The organism is Massilia sp. LXY-5 (assembly GCF_059801075.1).
Genome location: NZ_JBNNEH010000005.1, coordinates 44,228 through 67,665, shown reverse-complemented (window position 1 = coordinate 67,665; position 23,438 = coordinate 44,228). Strand labels below are relative to the sequence as shown.

The 23,438-nt window shown below is 67.7% G+C and carries 19 protein-coding genes; 8 read left to right on the top strand and 11 right to left on the bottom strand.

Annotated features, from left to right (window positions below):
• Positions 1 to 7: 7 nt before the first annotated feature.
• Positions 8 to 1,840 carry an acyl-CoA dehydrogenase gene (locus tag ACI48I_RS15370; protein ID WP_498574674.1) on the bottom strand — a complete coding sequence of 611 codons (1,833 nt, stop codon included), beginning with the start codon at positions 1,838 to 1,840 and terminating at the stop codon, positions 8 to 10.
• 112 nt (positions 1,841 to 1,952) lie between these two features.
• Here ACI48I_RS15370 and zwf point away from each other — a divergent pair, with 112 nt between their 5' ends.
• Both zwf and ACI48I_RS15360 read left to right on the top strand, forming a co-directional pair.
• Entirely contained in the window at positions 1,953 to 3,431 is a 1,479-nt protein-coding gene (gene zwf / locus ACI48I_RS15365; protein ID WP_498574673.1) for a glucose-6-phosphate dehydrogenase, read from the top strand.
• A gap of 113 nt (positions 3,432 to 3,544) precedes the next feature.
• Positions 3,545 to 4,297 carry a trimeric intracellular cation channel family protein gene (locus ACI48I_RS15360; protein ID WP_498574672.1) on the top strand — a complete coding sequence of 251 codons (753 nt, stop codon included), beginning with the start codon at positions 3,545 to 3,547 and terminating at the stop codon, positions 4,295 to 4,297.
• Here the strand turns inward: ACI48I_RS15360 and ACI48I_RS15355 are convergent, their stop codons facing one another.
• The gene (locus ACI48I_RS15355; RefSeq protein WP_498574671.1) at positions 4,298 to 5,224 is read right to left on the bottom strand and encodes a cupin-like domain-containing protein; all 927 of its coding nucleotides are present in this window, start codon (positions 5,222 to 5,224) and stop codon (positions 4,298 to 4,300) included. It abuts the gene before it with no gap.
• Positions 5,225 to 5,307: 83 nt separating this feature from the next.
• Entirely contained in the window at positions 5,308 to 7,842 is a 2,535-nt protein-coding gene (locus tag ACI48I_RS15350; protein WP_498574670.1) for an EAL domain-containing protein, read from the bottom strand.
• 161 nt (positions 7,843 to 8,003) lie between these two features.
• Between ACI48I_RS15350 and ACI48I_RS15345 the strand changes: the two genes are divergently transcribed.
• Positions 8,004 to 8,660 carry a hypothetical protein gene (locus ACI48I_RS15345; protein WP_193685606.1) on the top strand — a complete coding sequence of 219 codons (657 nt, stop codon included), beginning with the start codon at positions 8,004 to 8,006 and terminating at the stop codon, positions 8,658 to 8,660.
• A 4-nt stretch (positions 8,661 to 8,664) separates the two neighbouring features.
• On the opposite strand, the gene ACI48I_RS15340 is transcribed toward ACI48I_RS15345, so the two are convergent.
• Positions 8,665 to 9,981 carry an MFS transporter gene (locus tag ACI48I_RS15340; RefSeq protein WP_498575033.1) on the bottom strand — a complete coding sequence of 439 codons (1,317 nt, stop codon included), beginning with the start codon at positions 9,979 to 9,981 and terminating at the stop codon, positions 8,665 to 8,667.
• A 127-nt stretch (positions 9,982 to 10,108) separates the two neighbouring features.
• On the bottom strand, positions 10,109 to 10,576 hold the full coding sequence (locus ACI48I_RS15335) for an Lrp/AsnC family transcriptional regulator (RefSeq protein ID WP_193685605.1): 468 nt from the start codon (positions 10,574 to 10,576) through the stop codon (positions 10,109 to 10,111).
• 141 nt (positions 10,577 to 10,717) lie between these two features.
• On the opposite strand from ACI48I_RS15335, the gene ACI48I_RS15330 reads away from it, so the two are divergent.
• The 3 genes from ACI48I_RS15330 to ACI48I_RS15320 all read left to right on the top strand — a co-directional run bounded on the left by ACI48I_RS15330 (position 10,718) and on the right by ACI48I_RS15320 (position 15,395).
• Positions 10,718 to 14,278 (top strand): indolepyruvate ferredoxin oxidoreductase family protein, encoded by a 3,561-nt coding sequence (locus ACI48I_RS15330; protein WP_498574669.1) that lies wholly within the window; start codon positions 10,718 to 10,720, stop codon positions 14,276 to 14,278.
• A 90-nt stretch (positions 14,279 to 14,368) separates the two neighbouring features.
• A complete protein-coding gene (locus ACI48I_RS15325; RefSeq protein WP_498574668.1) occupies positions 14,369 to 14,743 on the top strand; it encodes a group III truncated hemoglobin in 375 nt (124 codons plus the stop codon).
• Between the two features lie 7 nt (positions 14,744 to 14,750).
• Positions 14,751 to 15,395: an NUDIX hydrolase gene (locus tag ACI48I_RS15320; protein ID WP_498574667.1), complete on the top strand. Its 645-nt coding sequence runs from the start codon at positions 14,751 to 14,753 to the stop codon at positions 15,393 to 15,395.
• A gap of 157 nt (positions 15,396 to 15,552) precedes the next feature.
• Here ACI48I_RS15320 and ACI48I_RS15315 read toward each other — a convergent pair whose 3' ends face one another.
• Together ACI48I_RS15315 and ACI48I_RS15310 are read right to left on the bottom strand one after the other, a co-directional pair.
• Positions 15,553 to 16,236: an SOS response-associated peptidase gene (locus ACI48I_RS15315; RefSeq protein ID WP_193685601.1), complete on the bottom strand. Its 684-nt coding sequence runs from the start codon at positions 16,234 to 16,236 to the stop codon at positions 15,553 to 15,555.
• 7 nt (positions 16,237 to 16,243) lie between these two features.
• Entirely contained in the window at positions 16,244 to 16,543 is a 300-nt protein-coding gene (locus tag ACI48I_RS15310) for an antibiotic biosynthesis monooxygenase family protein (protein ID WP_498574666.1), read from the bottom strand.
• Positions 16,544 to 16,670: 127 nt separating this feature from the next.
• Here ACI48I_RS15310 and ACI48I_RS15305 point away from each other — a divergent pair, with 127 nt between their 5' ends.
• A complete protein-coding gene (locus ACI48I_RS15305; protein WP_498574665.1) occupies positions 16,671 to 17,360 on the top strand; it encodes a cupin domain-containing protein in 690 nt (229 codons plus the stop codon).
• On the opposite strand, the gene ACI48I_RS15300 is transcribed toward ACI48I_RS15305, so the two are convergent.
• Positions 17,357 to 18,346, bottom strand: coding sequence for a 2-dehydropantoate 2-reductase (locus ACI48I_RS15300; protein WP_498574664.1), 990 nt, complete (start codon positions 18,344 to 18,346; stop codon positions 17,357 to 17,359). The genes ACI48I_RS15305 and ACI48I_RS15300 overlap by 4 nt on opposite strands.
• Before the next feature lie 33 nt (positions 18,347 to 18,379).
• On the bottom strand, positions 18,380 to 19,507 hold the full coding sequence (locus tag ACI48I_RS15295) for a porin (protein WP_498574663.1): 1,128 nt from the start codon (positions 19,505 to 19,507) through the stop codon (positions 18,380 to 18,382).
• Between the two features lie 293 nt (positions 19,508 to 19,800).
• Between ACI48I_RS15295 and ACI48I_RS15290 the strand changes: the two genes are divergently transcribed.
• Positions 19,801 to 20,736, top strand: coding sequence for a LysR family transcriptional regulator (locus ACI48I_RS15290; protein ID WP_498574662.1), 936 nt, complete (start codon positions 19,801 to 19,803; stop codon positions 20,734 to 20,736).
• A 45-nt stretch (positions 20,737 to 20,781) separates the two neighbouring features.
• Here ACI48I_RS15290 and hppD read toward each other — a convergent pair whose 3' ends face one another.
• Together hppD and ACI48I_RS15280 are read right to left on the bottom strand one after the other, a co-directional pair.
• Positions 20,782 to 21,870, bottom strand: a complete 1,089-nt coding sequence (hppD, locus tag ACI48I_RS15285) for a 4-hydroxyphenylpyruvate dioxygenase (protein WP_193685595.1) — start codon at positions 21,868 to 21,870, stop codon at positions 20,782 to 20,784.
• Positions 21,871 to 21,968: 98 nt separating this feature from the next.
• Positions 21,969 to 23,432: an MFS transporter gene (locus tag ACI48I_RS15280; RefSeq protein WP_498574661.1), complete on the bottom strand. Its 1,464-nt coding sequence runs from the start codon at positions 23,430 to 23,432 to the stop codon at positions 21,969 to 21,971.
• Between the last annotated feature and the right edge of the window lie 6 nt (positions 23,433 to 23,438).

Below are 23,438 nucleotides of genomic sequence, written 5' to 3'. Positions count from 1 at the left end.
GGCTCCATCAGAACCAGGCATCCCGCATGTCGAGCGTCGTGGTGTCGATGGTCTCCAGCAGGTCGAGCTGCTGGGCGGACTTCGGCAATTCCCAGTTGAAGAAATAGCGGCAGGCCTGCAGCTTGCCGCGATAGAAGTCGTCCTCCTGGTGGCGCGCCGCCACCAGGGCCTGTTCCAGCCACATCCAGGCGATCACCACATGCCCGACCGCTTCCAGATACAGGCTGGCGTTGGCCAGGGTCTTGTTCATGTCGCGGGCGGCGTACAGCGTCGCCGTCACCTGGCCGATGCGCGCCCACAGGGCCTCGAGCTGGCCGGCATGGGCGGTCAAGTCCGAAGCGTCGGCCGCACGTGCTTTCGCCACCGTCGCCGCCACCTCCTCGCTCACCGCCTTGAACAGGGCGCCCTGCTGGATCGATACCTTGCGTCCGAGGAGGTCGAGGCCGTGGATGCCGTGCGTGCCTTCGTGGATCGGGTTGAGGCGGTTGTCGCGGTAGAACTGCTCGACATTGTATTCGCGCGTGTAGCCGTAGCCGCCGTGGACCTGGATGGCGAGACTGTTGGCCTCCGTGCACCACTGCGATGGCCAGGACTTGGCGATCGGGGTCAGGAAGTCGAGCAGCATGCCTGCCCGCGCCTGGGCCTCGGGCGACGCGCCGGTGCGCTGTTCGTCGACCAGGCGCGCGCAGTACATGATCAGCGCCAGCGCGCCTTCCGTATAGGCCTTCTGGGCCAGCAGCATGCGGCGCACGTCGGTGTGCTCGATGATCGGCACCTGCGGCTTTGCCGGATCCTTCTCGGCGGGATGGCGTCCCTGCGGACGGTTGCGCGCGTAGTCGAGCGCGTGCAGGTAACCGGTCACGCCGAGCACGGTCGCGCCGAGGCCGACGCCGATGCGCGCCTCGTTCATCATGTGAAACATGTTGGCCAGGCCCTTGTGCGGCTCGCCGACCAGGTAGCCGATCGCGCCGGCTTTCCCGCTTGGGGTGAACTTGCCTTCGCCGAAATTGAGCAGGCAATTGGTCGTGCCGCGGTTGCCCATCTTGTGGTTCAGGCCCGCCAGCGCGATGTCGTTGCGCTCGCCGATCGCGCCGTCCTCGCCCACCAGGTACTTGGGCACGATGAACAGCGAAATGCCTTTGACGCCCGGGATCAGCTTGCCGTCCGGTCCGGGAATCTTGGCCAGCACCAGGTGCACGATGTTCTCGCTGAGCTCATGCTCGCCGGCGGAGATCCACATCTTGTTGCCGCGCAGGCGGTACTGGCGCTCGCCCTCCGGGCCCTCGACGGGATCGGGCTCGGCGCGGGTCGTGATGTCGGACAGGCTGGAGCCGGCCTGCGGCTCGGACAGGCACATGGTGCCGAAGAAGCGCCCGGCCAGCTGGGGCCGCACGAAACGCTCGACCTGGCGCGGCGTCGCCGTCTTCAGCAGGGTGTTCGCGTTGCCCATGGTGAGGAAGGTGTAGGCGGAGGTCGCCACGTTGGCTGCCGTGAACCAGGCACCGGCCGCCTTCGTGACCAGGTAGGGCAGCTGCATGCCCTCGTATTCGTAGTCATGGCCGGCCGCCATGAAGCCGGCCGCGCAGAAGGCGTCGAGCGCAGTCTTCACTTCCGGGACGATGGCGACGCGCTCGCCATCGAAGTGCGGCTCGTTGGCATCGCTTAGCTTGTTATGCGTGGCAAACAGGTCGGTCGCGATCTGCTCGGCCGTGTCCAGGACGGCGCTGAAGGTTTCGCGGCTGTGGTCCTGGTAGCGTTCGCGGCTGGTCAGCGACTCGACATCGAGCCATTCGTAGAGCAGGAAGTCGATGTCGCGGCGGTTCAGGATGGTCGATTCCATGGGTCTCCTATTATTGTCGTTCGGTTGCCGAAAGCATAACCGATCCGCCAGGCGATCGTGCATTCCGATCTAGGCTATAGTAAGCGCCACCGAAACCTGCTCGAACCCGACCATGACTCATTCATCCGCACCTGCATCCGCACCCGAGAACACCCTGCCCCTCGACATGATCATCTTCGGCGGCATGGGCGACCTCGCCATGCGCAAGCTCCTCCCGGCGCTGTACATGGCTTACCTGCACGGCAACCTGCCGCCCTCGACACGCATCCTGTCCACCGGCCGCCAGCACATCGACCGCGAAGCCTATCTGGCGCATGTGGAAGCGCATTCGCGCGGTTTCATCGCCAAGGAAAACTTCGTCGAGAAGACCTGGGACGGCTTCCTGCAGCTGCTCGAGTACGTGGAGCTCGACGTCCAGGGCGCGCCCGACTTCTCGGCCCTGGCCGCGGCCTCGCGCCCGGGTGCCGAGCGCGTGTTCTACCTGTCGACCGCGCCCTCCCTGTTCACCACGATCTGCGACAAGCTGGCGGCATCCGGCCTCGTCGACGCGAATGCGCGCGTGGTGCTGGAAAAGCCGCTCGGCACCGATCTCGCCTCGGCGATCGAGATCAACGAGGCGGTCGGCAAGCACTTTGCCGAGTCGCAGATCTACCGCATCGACCATTACCTCGGCAAGGAAACCGTGCAGAACCTGATGGTGCTGCGCTTCGGGAATTCGATCCTGGAACCGATCTGGCGCGCGCCGAACATTTCGAGCGTGCAGATCACCGTGGCCGAGGAAGTCGGCGTCGGCAGCCGCGCCGGCTTCTACGACGGCACCGGCGCGATGCGCGACATGGTCCAGAACCACCTGCTTCAATTGCTGTGCATCGTCGCGATGGAGCCGCCGACTTCGCTGTCGCCGGACGCGGTGCGCGACGAGAAGCTCAAGGTCCTGCGCTCGCTGCGCCGCTTCAAGCTGGCCGACATCGCCCGCGACACTGTGCGCGGCCAGTACGGCCATGGCGTGAGCGGCAACCAGGAAGTGGCGGGATACCTGGAAGAGAAGAACGTGCCGCCCGATACCAGCACCGAAACCTTTGTCGCCCTGCGCGCCCACATCGATACCTGGCGCTGGTCGAAGGTGCCCTTCTACCTGCGCACCGGCAAGCGCATGGCGCGCCGCTCCTCGAAGATCGTCGTCGAATTCGCCAATCCCCCGTTCCCGCTGTTCCCCGGCGCGCCCGGCGGCGTGGCGAACCGGCTCGTGATCGAGCTGCAGCCCGAGGAAGCCATCAAGCTGCAGATCATGGCCAAGGAACCCGGCACCGGGATGCAGATGCAGCAGGTGGCGTTGAACCTCGACCTGCAATCGGCCTTCCAGCAGCGCCGCGCCGAAGCCTACGAGCGCCTCCTGATCGACGTCGTGCGCGGCCGCCTGACCCACTTCATGCGCCGCGACGAACTGGAAGCGGCCTGGGAATGGGCCGACCCGATCATCGACGGCTGGGCGACGCTCGGCGAAAAGCCGCATGCCTATGCGGCCGGTTCCTGGGGGCCGCCGGAGTCGTTCGCGCTGCTGGCGCGTGATGGGTTCAGCTGGGTCGAATAGGAGTGGCTGAAGGCCTTCGTCGCGCAGAAACAAGCCGGCGCATCGATCGTGGAAGCCCCTGCCTGCAGGGGCTTCTTCGCATCCGGGAATGCAAACGCCCGCGGCAGGCTATCATGTCGGGTTTCGCCGCCCTGCTCCAGGCGGCAACCGAATTACAAAGGCAAGTCACCGTGTTTGATGTTCTTTCCCTCGATATGGGGGCCGCCATGAAGACCCTCGTGCTGACGCTCGACCTGGTCGGCACCTTCGTCTTCGCCCTCAGCGGCGCCACCGCCGGCGCGCGCCGCCGGCTCGACATCTTCGGCGTGCTGGTGCTGTCGTTCGTGGCGGCGAACTCCGGCGGCATCGTGCGCGACCTCCTGATCGGCGCCACCCCGCCGGCCGCGATCAGCGACTGGCGCTACCTCGCCGTCTCGATGCTGGCCGGAATCGTCATCTTCTTCTGGTACCCGCTCATCAACCGCCTGCGCAGTCCCGTGCTGTTCTTCGATGCCGTCGGGCTGGCGCTGTTTTGCGTGGCCGGCGCGCAGAAGGCGCTGGTGTATGGCCTCGAGCCGGTGATGGCGGCGCTGCTCGGCATGCTGACCGGGATCGGTGGCGGCATCGCGCGCGACGTGCTGCTGTCGAACGTGCCGGCCGTGTTCAGGTCGGACATCTATGCGGTCGCCGCGCTTGCCGGCGCCGCGGTGGTGGTGATCGGCGACGCCCTGCAGCTGCCGACGACGGCCACCGCCGTGGCAGGAGCGGCGCTGTGCTTCGGCCTGCGCATGGCGGCGGTGCGCTACGACTGGCACCTGCCGCGCGCGCGGGTGCCCGAGCAAGCCGGCGGCCAGCGCGAAGCGGACGAGCGCGACGACAACCGCTGATCAGGCGCGGTCGAGCACCACCGGCCGGGTGCGCGACCAGCGGTTCGACGACAGCGAAAAGCTCAGCGAGCGCACCTGGTGGAACCATCCGGCCGGTACGTACAGCAGGTCGCCCGCCTCGACCACGCAGTCGAGCAGCGCCGCCTGGCGCGCCAGCGGGAAACGCGCGAAATCCGGCGCTTCCGGGTCGAACGGAGAGCCGAACAGCAGCGGGTTCGCCTCGCGCGGATACAGGAAGGTGTCGTGGTGCGGCGGCGCCAGGAAGATGCGCTTGGCGCCCCAGACCTGGACGAAGATATTGTCGTCGTAGTCGGCGTGCAGCGGCGTCACCGTGCCCGCGGGGCCGAGCCAGAAGCGCGGCGGGCCGGGTTTGTCGAAAAACGCGGGCCAGTGGCAGAAGCGATTCAGTTCGCGCAGTTCGAGGTTGCCGAGATAGGGCGGCAGGCCCTCGGTGCCGGCCGCGGCCAGCTCGAGGTAGTCGAGCATCGACATGTCGCGCATCGCGCGATCGGGCGCGAAGGCGGTGCCGACATAATCGCCCACGCGGGCGCGCACCGGCAGCGCGCCGAAGCGCTCGCGCAGGGTCTGCGGGGTGAGCGCGGCCAGCGGCCAGCGCGCCGCCAGGCCCGGGACCAGGAAGGGCAAGCCCAGCGCCGCCTGGCGCCGGAAGCCGGCCGCATCGAGCTTGCCCAGGCGCGGGATCGCGGCGAGCACCGGCAGCGCACGGGCGGCCTCCTTGACCGCCTCGCGCAGCGCCTCGATCGAGTCCACGCCGCGCATCTGCGCATCGCGGCGGGCGCGCGCCTGGATTTTTGCCTGCGCGTCGCCGTTCGCCAGCGATGTCGCCAGCAAGGGCGGCAGGCGCTCCAGCGCACTTGCCGGGCCCAGCTCCCGGCCCCCCGGGCCCGCGTCGTTTTTATCCACCATTGCACCCGGTCCGCATCGTTCGAAGTCCGCGAGCATAGCGCATCGGCGCCCATTGTTCCAGTCGCGCCCCGCGGCCGGGTAGCCTAGCGCAGCGCCGGCGGCGCGGCGCGTGCCCGCAGCAGCGCCTCGAAAGCCTCGGCCGGCATCGGCTGATGGAAGAAGAAACCCTGGCCATAGTCGCAGCCGGCATGGCGCAGCAGCTCGGCCGCATCCGCGTCGCCGATCCCCTCGGAGATGACGCGCATGTCCAGCGTGTGGGCCATGGCGATGATGGTCTTGCACAGGGCGAGCTGGCGGCTGCCCGTTTTCATGTTGCCCACGAAAGCGCGGTCGATCTTGAGGAACTCGAAGCGGTATTGCTGCAGGTAGGACAGCGAGGAATAGCCGGTGCCGAAGTCGTCGAGCGCCAGCGCCAGGCCACGCTCGCCCAGCTCGCGCAGCCGGTCTTCCACCGTGCGGTCGTGCTGCAGCAGCGAGCCTTCGGTGATCTCGACGACGATCGAATGGCGCGGCAAGGCATGTGTCTCGAGGAAGTCCATGCAGCGCGCAAAGCTGGCTCCGCCCTTGCTGATCTGGAGCGGAGAGACGTTGACGCCGACCTGGATCTCGCGCCCCTGCTCGAGGATCCAGCGCGCGCTGTCGGTCACCACCGTGCGGAACACCCACTCGCCGATCTCGAAGATCAGGCGGGTCTCCTCGGCCAGCGGAATGAATTCGACGGGACTGATCCAGCCGCGCTCGGGATGCCGCCAGCGTACGAGCGCCTCGGCCTTGACGATCTTACCCGTTTCCATCTCCACGATCGGCTGGTAATGCACATGCAGTTCGCCGCGCGCTATCGCCTGGCGCAATTCTTCGCTGGTGCGGCGCCGCTCCTGGGCCCGCGCCTGCATCGCCGGCGAGAAGTAGGCGAAGCGGTTGCGCCCCAGCTGCTTGGCCGCGTACATGGCCTGGTCGGCGTGTTTCAGCAGGCTGTCGGCGTCGCCGGCGTCGCCCGGGAAGTGCGTCACCCCGATGCTGGCCGACAGGTGCAGGGTTTCGCCCTCGAGGTGGAAGGGCTGCGACATCGCGTCGATGATCTCGCGGGCGACGCGCTCGATCACCTGCGGCGCCTCGTTGCCCTGGTCGTGCATGTCGACCAGAAGGACGGTGAATTCGTCGCCGCCAAGCCGGGACACAGTGTCGGTATCGCGGGTACAGCACAGCAGGCGCTGGGCCGCTTCCTTGAGCAGCTGGTCGCCGACCGAATGGCCGAGCGTGTCGTTGACTTCCTTGAACTGGTCGAGGTCGATGTACAGCAGCGAGAAGGCCGGGTGCTCGCCGCGGTGGGTGTTCCGGATCGCCTGGCGCAGGCGGTCGAGGAACAGGTGGCGGTTCGGCAGCCCGGTCAGGCTGTCGTAATTCGCCTGGCGCCAGAGCAGCTCTTCGTCCTTCTTGGCGCGCGTGATGTCGCTGGCGATCTCGATGTAGTGGCGCACCGCGCCGTCGGCGACCTTGACCGCGGTGACCGAGCGCTGCTCCGCGATCAGGTGGCCGTCCTTGTGCCGGCTCCAGACCTCCCCCTTCGAATGGCCGGTGGCGCGCGCCTCCGAGCGCAATGCCTCGTGGCCGCCCTCGCGCTCGATGCCGGCGTTGTAGACGTCGGCGGTGAGGCCGATGATCTCGTCGCTGCCGTAGCCGCGCATGCGCGTGAAGCCGGGGTTGACCATGATGATGCGGCCGGCGGCGTCCGAGATGGCGATCGCGTCGCTGCTGTGCGCGAACACCAGCGAGGCGCGTTCCATCGCTTCCTCGGCTTCCCTGGCGCGCGTGATGTCGGAACAGGCGCCGAACACCCGGCTCGCGGCGCCGCCCGCCACCACGGCACGGCCCTGGCAGCGCAGCCAGACCCAGTGCCCGTACAGGTGGCGCACCCGCAGTTCGACCGAGAAGCTGGTGGCCGCGCCGGAGGTGGCCCCGACGATCGTCTCGCGCGCCAGCGCCAGGTCGTCCGGATGCACCAGGCGCGGCAGGCGGCCGGTATCGAGTTCGAAGGAGTCGGCCATGAAGCCGAGGATCTGGCGGCAGTGGTCGGACAGGAAGACGCGGTTCGTGTCCGCATGCCAGTCGAAGGAGCCCGAACCGGACGCCTCCAGCGCCAGCCGTGAGCGCTCCTCCAGCTCGGCCAGCCGCTCCTGGGCCTGGGCGCGTTCGGTGATGTCGTGCACGGTGCCGATCAGCATTGTCACGCTGCCGTCGGGGCCAGTGACGGGGGTCACCGTCACCTCGCCTACCTTGGTCCCGGTCGGATAGTTCGAAACCTCGTCCCAATGCACGCTGTCTCCGGTCTCGATGGCATGCCGGTACCTGGAACGGACCAGCGCGATCGACTCCGGCGGAATCACCTCGTCGACCCATTTGCCGACCACGGCCGCCGCCGGTATGCCGGTCGTGGCTTCGAAGGCCGCGTTCACGTGGATGAAGCGGTAGCGCTCGGGCGCCTGGACCTCGAGGACGAAGATGACGTCGCGGATGCGGTGCTGCAGGAAGGAGAACACGCCGGCCTCGGCGTCCGCGCCCAGGCCGGGGCTGGCGGACGGCGCTGCATCGGGCTTGGGGCGGTGAGGTCGCGAAGTCATCGGCTTGTACCGGGCGTGCTGAGGGACCGAAACTCTGATTATATAAGCAACACCGCCGCCAGGGGGAAACGCATGAACGCCGCTCCCTCCGGCGCCATTTTTTGCTTTACGCCCGCGCGCAGGACGCCTACCATGCACGGCTTCCCCCTCCTCCTGGAACCATGATGTTCGCCCGCCTGCCTTCGCTTCGTCGCTGCTTCGCCCTGTTCGCCTTCCTGCTGCCGCTGCACCTGCTTGCGGCCGAAGCCAGCCATGGCGTGCACGGCATGGTGCTGTTCGGCGGCCAGGGCGGACTGTACGCCTCGCACCTGCCGCTGTTCCACGCGCCGCACGACGCCCAGGTCGTGCTCCAGCTGCGCTTCAAGGATCCGCAACTGGACCGCGCCATGCGCGCCCGCCTCGACGGCAAGACCGCGCTGTGGACGCTTGAACCGGAAAGCTTCGCCCTGCGGCGCCTCGCGCCGGATACGGATACGCCCCTGCGTGGATTCAAGGCCACGGTCGTCGAGGGCCATTTTGAACGCGACGGGACGCCGCGCGTGCAGGGCGCCGAGCTGGTCGTCGAACGGGTCGTGCTGTACCGCCCCCTGTCGCCGCGGCCGGCGGTGCAGGCGCTGGCGCGCTACGTGCCGGTCGGCCCCTTCCTCGTCAAGCTGGTCGACAGCCGGCCCGACTTCGACCATATCGTGCTGCTCGAACGTGCAGCAGGCGCGCCGGTCGCGGTGGCGAAGCACGGCGTCGAGGAAAACCTGGCCGATCTGGCGCGCCAGGCGCCGGTGGCCGGGACCGTCTACTACGAGACGGCCGACCTGCGCTGAAGGCTCACTCCAGCGCGCGGTTGCGCGACTCGACGTCGACGCACAGGATCGCGACCGCCCCGAATGCGAGGAAGGCGGCCAGCATGCCCAGCGACAGCGTGAAATGGGTCGCCATCACCGGCGCCACGATCATCGGCGCGAACAGGCCGCCGAAGCGCGCCACCGCGCCCGCCATGCCCATGCCGCTCGCGCGCAGCTCGGTCGGATAGACCTCGGGCGTAAAAGCGTAGAGCGCGCCCCAGGTGCCCAGCAGCGCAAAACTCATCAGGAGGGTCGATCCCACCACCACGGCGGTGGTGCTGCCCAGGCTGTAGCACAGGCAGCCCGCGGCGCTCAGCAGCAGGAAGCCGACCAGGGTGGGCTTGCGTCCCCAGCGTTCGACGCCATAGGCCGACAGCGCGAACCCGGGCAGCTGCACCAGCGCCAGCACGATCAGGAATTCCTGGCCGCGCATGAAGCCGAATCCCGCCGCGCCGAGTTTCACCGGCAGGTAGACGAACACGCCGTAATAGGCGATCGAGATCAGCGCCCAGGCGACGAACAGGGCGATGCTGCGGCGGCGCAGGCTGCCCGCAAACAGGTCGCCGAGCGAGCGTTTCACGGCGAGTTCCGGATGCAGTGCCGGGATCGTCACGCTGCGCCGGTTGACCCGGGCGATCCGCTCGAGCACCGCGCGCGCGCCTTCGGCATTCCCGCTGCGATTGAGGTACATCGGCGACTCGGGAATCGAGAGCCGCAGCACGATGCCGACCAGGGCCGGGATGCCGGTCACGAAAAAGATCACGCGCCAGGCGTCGTCGCCCCAAGACAGCGCGAACAGGGCCAGCACCGCCAGCAGGATGGTGCCGACCGCCCAGAACGATTCGAGCAGCACCAGCCAGCGCCCGCGCCGCTCGCTGGGCAGGAACTCCGCCATCATCGTGTAGTCGACCGGCAGCGTGCCGCCGACGCCGATGCCGGTCAGGAAGCGCAGCACCAGCAGCCAGGTGAAATCGGGGGCGAAGGCAGATGCCACGCCGAAGCAGGCGTCGATCAGCACCGCCATCATCAATACCGGACGCCGTCCGATGCGGTCGGCCAGGCGGCCGAAGACGAAGGCGCCGACCAGCATGCCGACGAAGAACAGGGTGCCCGTCTCGAGTGCGTGCGGCACCGCGATGCCGAAGGTCTTCGCAATCGAGGGGGCGCTGAAGCCGATCGACAGCACCTGCATGGCGTCCGCCATCCACACCAGCCCGAAGATCAGGAACAGGCGGTACTGGAAGCGGCCGACGCCTGCCAGGCGTATGCCCTGCTCCACGGTCGCGGCGGGGGTGGTCATCGTGTTGTTCTCCATGAGCTTTCCTTGTGCCCGACGGGCTTTTCTCCGGTTTCATCGTGCTCCGCCCACGCGGTCGTACGCATGCATACCAAGGTACAGACGCCGTACCGCGTGGGCATGGCCCACCCTACAAAGGCAAGGCCGTCTCGTACTTCACTTCGCGCAGCGCGACGCTGGTGTTGATCTGCGAGATGCCGGGCAATTTGACGAGCACGTTGTGCAGGAAGTCGTGGTAATCGTCCATCGAGCCGAACACCATTTTCACCGTGTAGTCGAAGGTGCCGGTCACCTCGTAGCACTCGAGCACCTCGGGACGCACGTTCATGGCGTCTTCGAAGGTCTTGACCGTGCCCTCCGTGTGCCCGGTCAGCGAGATGTGCAGGAAACAGCATACCGGCAACCCGACTTTGCGGCGGTTCACCAGGGCGACGTAGCGCTCGATGACGCCGGTCTCCTCGAGTTCCTTCTGGCGGCGCCAGCAGGGCGAGGTCGACATGCCCACCCGCTCGGCCAGCTCGGCCGAAGGAATCCGGCTGTTTGCCTGTAATTCGCGCAGTATTTTCAGCGCTCCCTTGTCGAGGGAAGAATTTGCCATTTTGACCGCCACTTCAGGAATGATTTGCCGATTCTAGCGCCAAAAGCGCAAAAACAGGAAAAATTGTTCCTGACGAGTCATTAAGATTGTCGCAAGCCCGCAGGCGTATGCGCCGCAGACAAGAAAACAATGGAGACATCGATGGGAGACATCCCCAAGCACGCCCAGCAACTCAGCCCGCCGCTCGATGCGGACCTGGTTTACCCCGACTACCGCCTCGACGACAACCTCGTCAGCGAGACCGGCCGCGTCTTCATCACGGGCACCCAGGCCCTGCTGCGCATGGCGATCATGCAGAAGCGGCTGGACGCCGGCGCCGGCCTGAATACCGCCGGCTTCATCAGCGGCTACCGCGGCTCCCCGCTCGGCGCGGTCGACCAGGAAGCCTGGCGCGCGAGCAAGATCCTGCAGGAGCACGCCATTGAATTCCTGCCTGCAATTAACGAAGAGCTGGGCGCAACCGCCGTCATGGGCACCCAGCAGGTCGGCGCCGATCCGCAGCGCAAGGTCGATGGCGTGTTCGCGATGTGGTACGGCAAGGGCCCGGGCGTGGACCGTGCCGCGGACGCGCTCAAGCACGGCCATACCTATGGCAGCTCGCCCCTGGGCGGCGTGCTGGTCGTGCTCGGCGACGACCACGGCTGCGTCTCCTCGTCGATGCCGCACCAGAGCGAACAGGCGCTGATGGCCTGGTCGATGCCGGTACTGAACCCGGCAAACATCGAGGAATACACGGAATTCGGCCTCTACGGCTGGGCGATGTCGCGTTACACGGGCGCCTGGGTCGGCTTCAAGGCGATCTCCGAGACCGTCGAAGGCGGCGCCGTGATCGAGGTGCGTCCGCCGGCGCCCTTCGCGGCCAAGCCGGACTATGTGTATCCACCCGATGGCCTGCACATGCGCTGGCCCGACCTGCCCAGCCTCGCCCTCGAGGCGCGCACCGAGGAAAAGCTGCGCGCAATCGCCGCCTTTGCCGCCGCCAACTCGGTCGACCGCACGATCGTCGCCGCGCCCGCTGCACGGGTCGGCATCCTCAGCGCCGGCAAGGCCTACCTGGACCTGATGGAGGCGCTCGAGCGCATGGGCCTGACGACAGCGCGCCTGGACGAGCTGGGCGTGCGCATCTACAAGCCCGGCCTCACCTATCCGCTCGAGCGCAAGCGCCTGCTCGCCTTTGCCCAGGGCCTGGAAGAACTGCTGGTGGTCGAAGAAAAAGGCGCGGTCATGGAAGAGCAGCTGAAAAGCGCCTTCTACAACTTGCCGCCTGACACGCGCCCTGCCATCCTGGGCAAGACCCGCCTCGACGGCGCGCCGCTGCTGTCCGCCATCGGCGAACTGCGCCCCTCGCGCATCGCCCCCGCCCTGATCGGTTGGCTCGGCCCGCGCTTCCCGGCCCTCCGGCTGGAGCAGCACCTGCCGGCCTTCTGCAAGGCCGACGTCTTGTCGAACAAGGGCGACGCCGTCAAGCGCACGCCCTATTTCTGCTCGGGCTGCCCGCACAACACCTCGACCAAGGTACCCGAAGGCAGCCGCGCCATGGCCGGCATCGGCTGCCACTTCATGGCGACCTGGATGGACCGTTCGACCGTGAACCTGACCCAGATGGGCGGCGAAGGCGTGCCCTGGGTCGCCGCCTCGCGTTTCACCAACGAGAAGCACGTGTTCCAGAACCTGGGCGACGGCACCTATTACCACTCGGGCTACCTCGCGATCCGCCAGGCCATCGCCGCGCGCACCAACATCACCTATAAAATCCTGTACAACGACGCGGTCGCGATGACCGGCGGCCAGCCGGTGGACGGTAAACTCACGGTGCCGCAGATCCTGCAGCAGGTCGTCAGCGAAGGCGCGGCCTATGCGGTGGTGGTCACCGACGAACCGGAAAAATACGCGGGCGTCGCCCTGCCGCCCGGCGTCACCGTGCACCACCGCAGCGAACTCGATGCCCTGCAGCGCCGCATGCGCGAAATGGAGGGCGTCACCGTCCTCGTCTACGACCAGACCTGCGCGGCGGAGAAACGCCGGCGCCGCAAGAAGAACAAGGGCGCCCACGTCGAGTTCCCGGACCCGCCGAAGCGCATGGTCATCAACCCGGCCGTCTGCGAAGGCTGCGGCGATTGCGGCGTGCAGTCGAACTGCCTGTCGATCCTGCCTTTGGCGACGGAACTGGGCCGCAAGCGCCAGATCGAGCAATCCTCGTGCAACAAGGATTACTCCTGCGTCGAAGGGTTTTGCCCGAGTTTTGTGTCGGTCATGGGCGGCAAGCTGAAAAAGCCGGCCGCAGCAAACGTCACCCTGGCCGACCTGGAAGCGGTCCTGGCGCGCCATCCGGCGCCGCTGCCGCACGATTTCGCCCGCCCCTTCGAACTGCTGGTAGCCGGTGTCGGCGGCACCGGCGTGGTCACGGTCGGCGCCCTGATCACGATGGCGGCCCACCTGGAAGGCAAAGGCGCCTCGACCCTGGACTTCATGGGTTTCGCCCAGAAAGGCGGCGCCGTGATGTCGCACGTGCGCTTGGCCGCATCGCCGGCGCGCCTGAACCAGGTGCGGATCGACCTGCAGCAGGCCGACGCCATCCTCGCCTGCGACCTGGTGGTGGCCGCCATGCCGGACGCGCTCGCTGTGATGCGGCGCGACGTGACGAAAGTCGTCGCCAACGAACGCGAAATCCCGACGGCCGAATTCACCGGCAACCCGGACGCCATCGTGCCGAAGGAAGATTTGCTGGCAAAGATCCATGCCTCGGCCAGCGAAGCGGAGACCTTCGTGCTGAACGCGCAGGATGTCGCCTTCGACGTGCTGGGCGACCCGATCGTCGCCAACATCCTCCTGATGGGTTACGCCTGGCAGCACGGACTGATCCCGGTGGGTTTGCCCGCGATGATGCGCGCCATCGAATTGAACAACGTAGCGATCGACATGAACAAGCGCGCCTTCACCGTCGGCCGCGTGCTGGCAGCCGACAAGGACGCGCTGGTCCGCCTGCGGCGCCCGGAGGCGCAGGTCATCCAGTTCGCCGCGCCGAAGTCGCTGGAAGAGATGGTGGCCTTCCGCCGCGAGCAGCTCGCCGCCTACCAGGACGCGGCCTATGCCGAGCGTTATGTGCAGTTGGTCGGCGCCATCGAAGGCAAGGAGCGCGAGATTGCCGGCAGCGCCTCGAAGTTGCCGATCACCCGGGCCGTGGCGCGCAACCTGTACAAGCTCATGGCCTACAAGGACGAGTACGAAGTCGCGCGCCTGCACGCCGACCCGGCCTTCCGCAAGCTGATCGCCGACCAGTTCGAAGGCGACTACACGCTGCAGTTCCACCTGGCCGCGCCGCTGGTGTCGAAAAAGCGCCCCGGCACCGGGATTCCCGCCAAGCGCACTTTCGGCCCGTGGATGATGCGCGGCTTCGAGGTGCTGCGCCACCTGAAATTCCTGCGCGCGACGCCCTTCGACCTGTTCGGCTATACGGCCGAGCGCAAGACCGAGCGCGCCCTGCGCGACGAGTACATCGCACTCGTGCAGTCGCTGGCAAGCGGCCTCACCCAGCACAACCGCGATGCGGCACTGAAGCTGGCCGGGCTGCCCGAGAAGATCCGCGGCTATGGCCACGTCAAGCTGGCCAACCTGGCGGCGGTGCAGAAGGAGCAGGCCGAGCTTGTCCGGCAGTTCAACTCGCCGACGATCGCGATCGCGATCCAGCGCGCGGCGGGCTGACAGCGACTTCGGGCGGTCGAGGGGCGAATCTGCCACAATGATGGCGCCGGCGTGTCCGGCGCCATTTTTTTTCATCGACCCGCCAGCACCATGTACACCGAACTGAACCGCGACGCGATCGCCACCCTCGTCAACGATTTTTATACCGACATCCGGCGCGACAGCGTGCTGCAGCCGGTGTTCGACGGCGCCATCGGCGCCAACTGGGCGCCGCATCTCGAGCGCATGGTCGATTTCTGGTGTTCGGTCATGCTCTCCAGCGGCGAATTCAAGGGCAACGTGTTCGGCAAGCACATGGCGCTGCAGGGGATCGAGCTCGAACATTTCCGGCGCTGGCTGGCCTTGTTCGAGGGGCATGTGCGGCGCCTGTTCCAGCCGGAAGTCGCCGACGAGTTCCTGCTGGCGGCGCGGCGCATCGCCACCAGCCTGCAGTACGGCTTTTTCGGCCGGGCCGAGGTAGTCTGAGCCGCCCATGACGACTTTCCACCCCCACCCGAATGACGACGGCGGCGCCGTCCACATCCGCAATCCCTCGACACCCACGCCCTTGTCGCACTGGGAAGATGCCACGCAAGTTGCGACGGTCGTCCCCGGCGGCGCCTTGCCGGCCGCGCTGAACGGGATCGCATTCACACCCTGGGACGATGCACCCGCCGGCGCGCACGGATGGAGCAGCTGCGCCGCCTATCCGGAGCTCGCCGAACCGCCCTTCGCGCTGCCGCCCGGCCTGGCCGCCGCCGCGGGCGCCGTCATCCTGGAAAAGGATGGCCGCGTGTGGCTGGTGGCGCCCTCGAACGCCTTCGGCGGCTATGCGGCGACCTTCCCGAAGGGCCGGCTCGATCCCGGCACCAGCCTGCCCTGCGCCTGCGTGCGCGAAGCCTTCGAGGAGTCCGGACTGCAGATCGAGATCGTCGGCTACCTGCTGGACGCGAAACGCACGCTCACCTACACGCGCTACTACGTCGCGCGCCGCATCGGCGGCAGCCCGGCCCACATGGGCTGGGAGTCGCAGGCCGTGCACCTGGTGCCGCTGGCGCAGCTGCGCCAGGTGGCGGACCATCCGAACGATGCCCAGGTGATCACGGCGCTCGAGCGCTGGCTGGCGGCGCGCACGTAGGGTGGGCACTTGTGCCCACGCGGTCGAACGGATGCAGATCGGTTACACAAAAGGAATACGCGGCGGATGACCGGCCACATTCTGCAAGACCATCCGCCGCGAACCGTCACGCTGTGTCCCGCGTGGGCACAAGTGCCCACCCTACGTTATGCGGCCCTCAAAACAATTCGAAATTCGGCGAAGTCTCGACCGCCTTGCGCGACACGGGCGGCGCCGGCCAGTCGCGCATATTCTCCGCCGGATAGTGGCGCAGGAAGCTGCGCGCCAGTTCGAGGTCGGTGCAGGCAAGCCAGTCGTTCACCTCGTCATGCGGAAGGATCACGAGCGAACGCTTCTCGTCGTCCGGCTTGTGCATGCGCCGCATCAGCGCGTGCTCGTCGGCGTTGATGGTGATCTGGGTGAAGGAGGACGTGACCGTGCCGTCGGCCTCGGGCCAGTCGCGCCACAGTCCTGCCACATAGAACAGCGACTCATCCTGCATGCCGATCGCGTGGCGCACCGCGCGCCCGCTCTCGTAGCAGGGTTCGTAGAACCAGGCCATCGGCACCGCGCACAGCTGCAGGCGGCGCCAGGCGGGCGCGAAGGAGCGCCGTTCGCCCAGCGATTCGGCGCGCGCGTTCATGGTGTCGAAGGGTTTGATCTCGGGCGGAATCTGGCGCCTCGGAACCATGCCGTAGCTTGCGAGGCAGGCGGATGGGCGGCCGTCGGCGTCCAGGCGCAGGATCGGCGCCAGGTAATCCTTCCAGGTCTCTTCCGGCCAGCGCCAGTCGGCCGGCAGGTCGCTGAAGGCGCCCAGGGTGCCGAATTGTTCCGGCGTGGGCGGACGGTAGTTGACGCACATGGCTGGATCAGAAACCCTCGTGCACGGTGTGCAGATGGGTGACCTCGGGTGCGCCGTCGAAGCAGTGGCCCACCAGGCGGCGCCAGGCCTGGAAATCCTCGCTGCCGCGGAAGTGGACGGTATGGTCCTCGAGCGTCTGCCATTTCACCAGCAAACGGTAGGCCAGCGGATTCTCGATACCGCGCTGTACCTGCATGCCCTCGCAGCCACGCGCGCGCCTGAACAGCGGCGTCGCTTCGCGCAGCGCCGCCTCGAATTCTTCTTCCATGCCGGCCTTGATCAGCAGTTCCGCACTCTCGAGCACCATCGTTTTTCCTTTCGTCTGGACGGCGGGTGCGCGGCGTGCGCAACCCGGGCTTCGATTATGCCACGCCTGACCATGCCGGGCCGGAGAGCGCCGCTTTACAATACCGGCATCGCCAACGGAGGATGCCATGCTCGTCAACGCCGATTTTTCGCAGCGCGCTATCGTCACGCCGCAGCACTATGAATGGGTCGCCTCGCCCCAGCCCGGCGTCGAGCGCGTGATGCTCGACCGCGTCGGTGCCGAAAAGGCGCGCGCCACCAGCATCGTGCGTTACGCCCCGGATTCTACCTTCCCGCCCCATGCGCACCCGGGCGGCGAGGAGATCCTGGTGCTGGACGGCGTCTTTTCCGACGAGAGCGGCGATTTCACCCAAGGCTGGTACCTGCGCAACCCGCCCGGCTCCAGCCATCGGCCGGCCAGCCGCGAGGGCGCGCTCATTTTCGTGAAGTTGTGGCAGATGGCGCCGGATGACAGCCGCCGGGTGCAGATCGACACGGGCGATCCGTCGGCCTGGACGCGTGCAGGCGAGCGTTCGGTGTGCCAGCTGTTTTCGAGCGAGGCCGAACAGGTGTCGCTGCAGCGTGTCGATGCCGGCCAGGCGCTCGGCCTGCCGGCGGCAGGCGGCGCCGAGCTGTTCGTGCTCGCGGGCGCAATCGTCGCCGGGAATGGATTCCATGAACGCGGCACGTGGTTGCGTTTGCCCGCCGGCGACCAGCCGGACTGGAAGGCGGGCCCCGAGGGCGTCACCTTCTACCTGAAGACCGGGCACCTGAGCTGTAGCATGGGCGGAGGATCCGCCCACCCTACTGGCCCTTAGCTTGCCTGCGGATACAGGCCGTGCACGCGCCCGAACAGGCGCGTCAGGCCGAGGATCGCATCGATATTCGGCGTGGGCACGCCGACGCGGCGCCCGATCTCGTGCACGGCGCCGACGATGCTGTCGAGTTCGATCGGCCGGCCCGCTTCGACGTCCTGCAGCATCGAGGTTTTAAAAGCGCCGAGTTTGCGCGTGACGGCCTGGCGGTCTTCGGCCGTCTGCTCGACCCGGCAGCCGATGCGTTCGCCGATGGCGGAGGCTTCGCGCATCGCGGCGCTGCAGAAGGCGAGCACCAGCGGATCGTCGAGCAGCCTGTCGGCGGTGGCGCCGGTCAGCGCGGACACGGGGTTCATGGTCATGTTCCCCCACAGCTTGTACCAGGCGTCGTAGCGGATGTCGTCCGACAGCGTCACCTCGAAGCCCGCGGCCTCGAGCAGGCCGCCCAGGTCGCGCACCCGGGCCGACGGGCCGGCAGCCGGCTCGCCGATGATCAGGTCCTGCCCCATCTTGTGCTGCACCAGCCCCGGCTCGACGACCGCCGTGCTGGCGTGGACCACGCAACCCACCACGTGCCGCAGCGGGATGGCGGCCGCGATGCGCCCGTCCGGGTCCACGCTGTCCAGCGGCGCGTCGCCCAAGGCAGCGATCCCGTGGCTGAACCACCAGGGCACGCCGTTCATCGCAGGCAGCACGATCGTCTCAGGCCCGATCAGGGGCCCGATGCTCGCCGCAACCGCCGCCAGCGCCGGTCCCTTGACGGCGACCACGACCAGGTCCTGCACGCCCAACTCATGGGCGGAGGCGCTGGCCGCCGCAAGCGGCGCCTGCACCAGCATCTCGCCGCGCCGCAGGCGCCAGCCATGCTCCTTCAGGGCCTGCAACGTCGCCCCCCGCGCGAAGGCGCTGACCTCGGCCAGGCCGCTGGCGGCAAGTCCGGTTCCAATGAAGCCGCCGATGGCACCGGCGCCGACGATACATGCTTTCACGCTTCCTCCCGCAATGGTTGGACGCGCCGCCGATCAGAAGCGCGTCTGGATGCCCATTGTAAGCGCGGAATTGGTGCGCTTGCCGCTGACGGTCGCGGTGCTGCCGTTGCCGCTGGTGCGCTCGTGATCCAGCGCCCCATACAGCGAGGTGCGCTTCGAGAACGCGTATCTGGCGAACAGCGCATAGGTATCGTAGTCGTTGTCCGGAATGCCGGTGCCGGTCACGCGGGTACGGTACAGCGCCCCGGTGAGCGACAGGGCCGGCGTCAGCGCGTATTCGAGGCCGGCCGCGCCGGTGGCGACCTTGATCTCGCCGCCCGCAGCGACGCCGAAGGTCGACGTATAGTTGGCGATCGCGCCGGTCACCACGGTCGAGGATGGCGCAAACCCGGCGTCGGCCGTCAGGGCGGCATAGCCCAGCGTCGCCTTCCAGGCCCTGGCGAAGCGATAGTTGCCGCCGACGGTGACGACCTTCTGCTCCAGGTTGTTCGCGTCGTGCAGCAGGTCGTACGCGGCGATGGCGTTGATGTCGCCTTTCATGTAGCCGATGGCGGCCTGGCGGCCCGAGCGCTTGCTGCTGTCGCCGGCGACCTCGCCCACGTTGTAGGCAACCGCGCCGAGCAGGCCGTTGGAGGCCGTATACACGTACTTGATGCTGTTGTCGCGCAGCTTCGAGCTGTTGTAGGGGTTGTTGGTGACGAACATGAAGCCGTTCACCAGCAGCGAGGCGCGGCCGCCGGCGCGCGAGGTCGGCGTCGGCGTCGCCAGGGCGCCGCCGAGCGGGTCGTAGACGGGCGTGTAGTCCCAGCCGAAGGTCGGCGTGCGGCCGATGTCGATGCGGCCCCATTTGCCGGACAGGCCGACGATGGCGCGGCGGTCGAACAGCGACAGGCCTTCGGACTGGGCGCCGGTGTCGGGATTGAAGCCGCCTTCGAGCTGGAAGTGCGCCTTCAGGTCGCCGCCCAGGTCCTCGCTGCCGCGAAAGCCCCAGCGGCTGGTGTTCATCATGCCGCTGACTTCGGCGGTGCGGGCGCGTCCGGCCTGCGCGTCGGTCTCGTGGCGCATCGAGACATCGACGATGCCGTACATGCTGACGCTGGTCTGGGCCTGGGCGGCGCCGATGGTGCCGAGGATGGCAAGCGCGATCGCTGTTTTTTTCATGTCGTCTCCTGTTCGTTTTCGAGTCCGCCCGGACGCACGCTGGTGCCGGGCGGCTGGCTTTTGCTAGCCCTTCGATAGTAGGGATGAGGGGCCTGCCGCGTCGTGGTAATGCGGAATGGGAGACTTTCCAGATCGTGAATCCATAGGGCCGAAATGTGCCGCACACGGCAGAAGCAGCAGCATCCGGCCGCCCGTGATCTTCCGAAAACACCTTCAACCCCGGCGTCGCGACAGCTGAAATTCCGGTTTAGAATGTCACTCACCAGAACGGAACACTTCCCCTGAAAGTTCGCATGAGAGACCTCGACCTGACGACGCTGCGCCTGTTCGTCGCCGTCTGCACCATCGGGAACATGGCGCGCGCCGGCGAGCAGGAAAACATCGTGGCTTCGGCCATCAGCAAGCGCCTGGCGCAGCTCGAGGACACGGTCGGCGCCAAGCTGCTCGAACGGCGCCGGCACGGCGTCGTGCCCACCGTCGCCGGCGAGACGCTGCTCGAACACGCGCGCGGCATGCTCGCCAGCGCCGACCGCATCAGCCGCGACATGGCCGGCTACAGCGCCGGCATCAAGGGGCAAGTGCGGGTCCTGGCCAGCGTCTCCTCGATCGCCGAATCGCTGCCGGATGACGTGGCCGCCTTCCTGCACCAGCCGGCGAACCGCGACATCCGGGTCGACATCGAAGAACACCTGAGCCGCGACGTGGTGCGCGCGCTGAAGGAAGGCAGCGCCTCGGTCGGCATCTGCTGGGACGCCGCCAACCTCGAGGGCCTGGCTTCCCTTCCCTACCATGCCGACCACCTGGCAGTCGTCGTGTATCCGGGCCACCCGCTGGCCGGCCGCAAGCGCGCCTGGTTCGAAGAGACGCTCGAGTACGACTATGTCGGCCTGCCGCCGGGTGCGGCGGTGCAGACCATGCTGGGGCGCGCCGCCGCCGTCTCGGGCAAGGCCATGACCTACCGCGCGATCGTCTCGAATTTCGACGCCGCCATGCGCGTCGTGCGCGCCCGGCTCGGGATCAGCATCGTGCCGAAGGAAATCGCCGCGCCGTATGCGGCAAACCTGGACCTGCGCGTGGTGCCCCTGCGCGATCCGTGGGCGCGGCGCCGGTTCGCGGTCTGCTACCGCGACCTGGCGTTACTGTCGCCGGCGGCCCGATTGCTGGTGGATTTTCTGGCGGCGCGCGCGCGGACGTCGCGGGCGAATGAGGAGGCGGTCCCGGGGGATTGAAAACGATTCGAACGGGGCGGCGCCGCGCCGCCCCATCCGGGAGAATTACGCTGCTTCGGCGGCCTGCCCGATGACGCCGCGCTCGACCTGGTCGCGCTCGATCGACTCGAACAGGGCCTTGAAATTTCCCTCGCCGAAGCCGTCGTCGCCCTTGCGCTGGATGAATTCGAAGAACACGGGACCGAGCTGCGTCTCCGAGAAGATCTGCAGCAGCAGGCGCGGCTTGCCGTCCGTGACCGCGCCGTCGAGCAGCAGCCCGCGTGACTGCAGCTGCGCGGCGTTCTCGCCATGCCCCGGGATGCGGGCTTCCAGCATCTGGTAATAGGTGGCGGGCGGCGCTTTCATCAAGGGCACGCCCGCAGCGCGAAGCGAGTCCACCGTGGACATCAGATCGTCGGTCAGCAGGGCGATGTGCTGGATGCCCTCGCCGTTGAACTGCATCAGGAATTCCTCGATCTGGCCGCCGCCTGCTTTGCCTTCTTCGTTCAGCGGAATCCGGATCTTGCCGTCGGGCGCGGTCATCGCCTTCGAGGTCAGGCCGGTGTACTCGCCCTTGATGTCGAAGTAGCGGATTTCGCGGAAATTGAACAGTTTCTCGTAGAAGCCGGCCCAGAAGGCCATGCGGCCGCGGTAGACGTTGTGGGTCAGGTGGTCGATGATCTTGAGGCCGTGGCCGGGCGGGCGGCGCTCGACACCGGGCAGGAACTCGAAATCGATGTCATAGATCGACTTGCCGTCTTCGAAACGGTCGATCAGGTAGAGCGGTGCCCCGCCGATGCCCTTGATGGCCGGCAGGCGCAGCTCCATCGGACCGGTCGGGATCTCGACCGCCTGGGCGCCGAGTTCCAGGGCGCGCCTGTAGGCTTGATGGGAATCCTTGACGCGGAAGGCCATGCCGCAGGCCGACGGGCCGTGCTCGGCGGCGAAATAGGCGGCGTAGCTCTTCGGCTCGTTGTTGATGATGAAGTTGATCTCGCCCTGGCGGTACAGGCTCACGTCCTTCGAGCGGTGGACGGCGACGCGCTGGAAGCCGAGCGCCTCGAAGACGGGTTCCAGCACGCCCGGCGTCGGGGATGCGAACTCGACGAATTCAAAGCCCATCAGGCCCATCGGGTTGTCGAACAGGTCAGCCATGTGTGTCTCCTCGTTGTTGGGGCATGAGGAACAGTATAAAACTTCCGTAACGGTGCGGAGCAGGCAATTTGGAAGGCCTGAACTTCCGAAGCGGAATGTCAATGCGAGCGCAAGGCGCTGTGCGGCAGGAACAGCGACACCACGAACGAACTGGCCGCGATCGCCGCGCTGACGAGGAAAGTGGTATCGAAGGCGGCGCCGGCCGTGGCGAGCGTGGCCGGGTCGGCGGCGCCGCTGGCGACCAGCTCGCGCATCATGGCCGCCCCCGATCCGCCCGATCCGCCCAGGCAGACCAGCAAGGTCGTGCTCAGGAGCGCGATCCCGACGGCCGCGCCGAGCGAACGGGCGAAGACAGCGGTGGCGGTGGCGACGCCGACGTGGCGGCCCGGCACCGCGTTCTGGATCGCCACCAGGGAGCTCGGAAACTGAAGGCCGATGCCGATGCCGGTCAGGCCGAGCAGCAGCGGCTCGGCGCCCGGGAGGGTGCGCGTCAGGCCGAGGGCGAGCACGCCGGCGGCGACCGTCCCGGCCCCGGCCACCTGCAGCAGCCGCGTGGCACCCGAGCGCAGCATGATGCGCCCGGCCAGGTAGGCCCCGAGCGGCCCGCCGAAGGTCAGCGGCACCAGGCCCAGCGCCGAGGCGCCGGTCGCCGCCTTGAACAGCATCTGGCTGCGCATCGGCACCAGTACGGAGAGCGCGATCAGCTGCATGTAGCCGACAAAGAGGATGCAACAGGACAGGCGTACGGTAGGGATCGCGAACAGGGACAAGGGCACCAGGGGTTCGGGCGCCCTCCCCTCCTGGCGCACGAAGGCGCACAGCAGCAGGCCGGCGCCGCCGAAGGCGGCCAACTGCGATGGCGTGCCCGGGCCGACGCCCATGCCGATGCGGGTGATCCCGACCAGCAGCGCGACCAGGCCGCCGGTGAGCAGCAGCGCGCCGGCGACATCGACCGGCGCCCGTTCGCGCGGCACGGGCACCCGCGCCAGGGCCTTGCGCGAAACGGCCAGGGCCAGCATCCCGAGCGGCAGGTTGAGCCAGAAGATCCAGTGCCAGGACAGGTGCTCGGTCAGCAGGCCGCCGACCACGGGGCCGGCCACGCTGGCCACCACGTGCACACCGCTGAAATAGATCTGGTAGCGTCCGCGTTCGCGCGGCGCCACCACCTCGGCGATCGCGGCCTGGGCGACCGCGATCACGGCCCCGCCGCCGATGCCCTGCAGCGCGCGCGCCGCGATCAGCCAGGGCATCGAGGGCGCCAGTGCGCAGCCCAGCGCACCGAGGACGAAGAACAGGATGGCGCCCGAGAGCGCCGTGCGGCGCCCGGCCAGGTCGCCGAGTTTACCGAACAGCGGCGTCGACACGGTGGAGCCGATCAGGTAGCTCGACACCACCCAGGCCAGCATACCCATGCCCTGCAGCTCGGCGCCGATGCGCGGCAGCGCGACCGCGACGATGTTCTGGTCGAGCGCGGCCAGCAGCATCGCCAGCAGCAGCCCCACGAACACCGCGCGGATCTCGGCGTCGGTCAGGCGCGCCGGCTGTGTCCCATCAGGCGACAAGCCGCA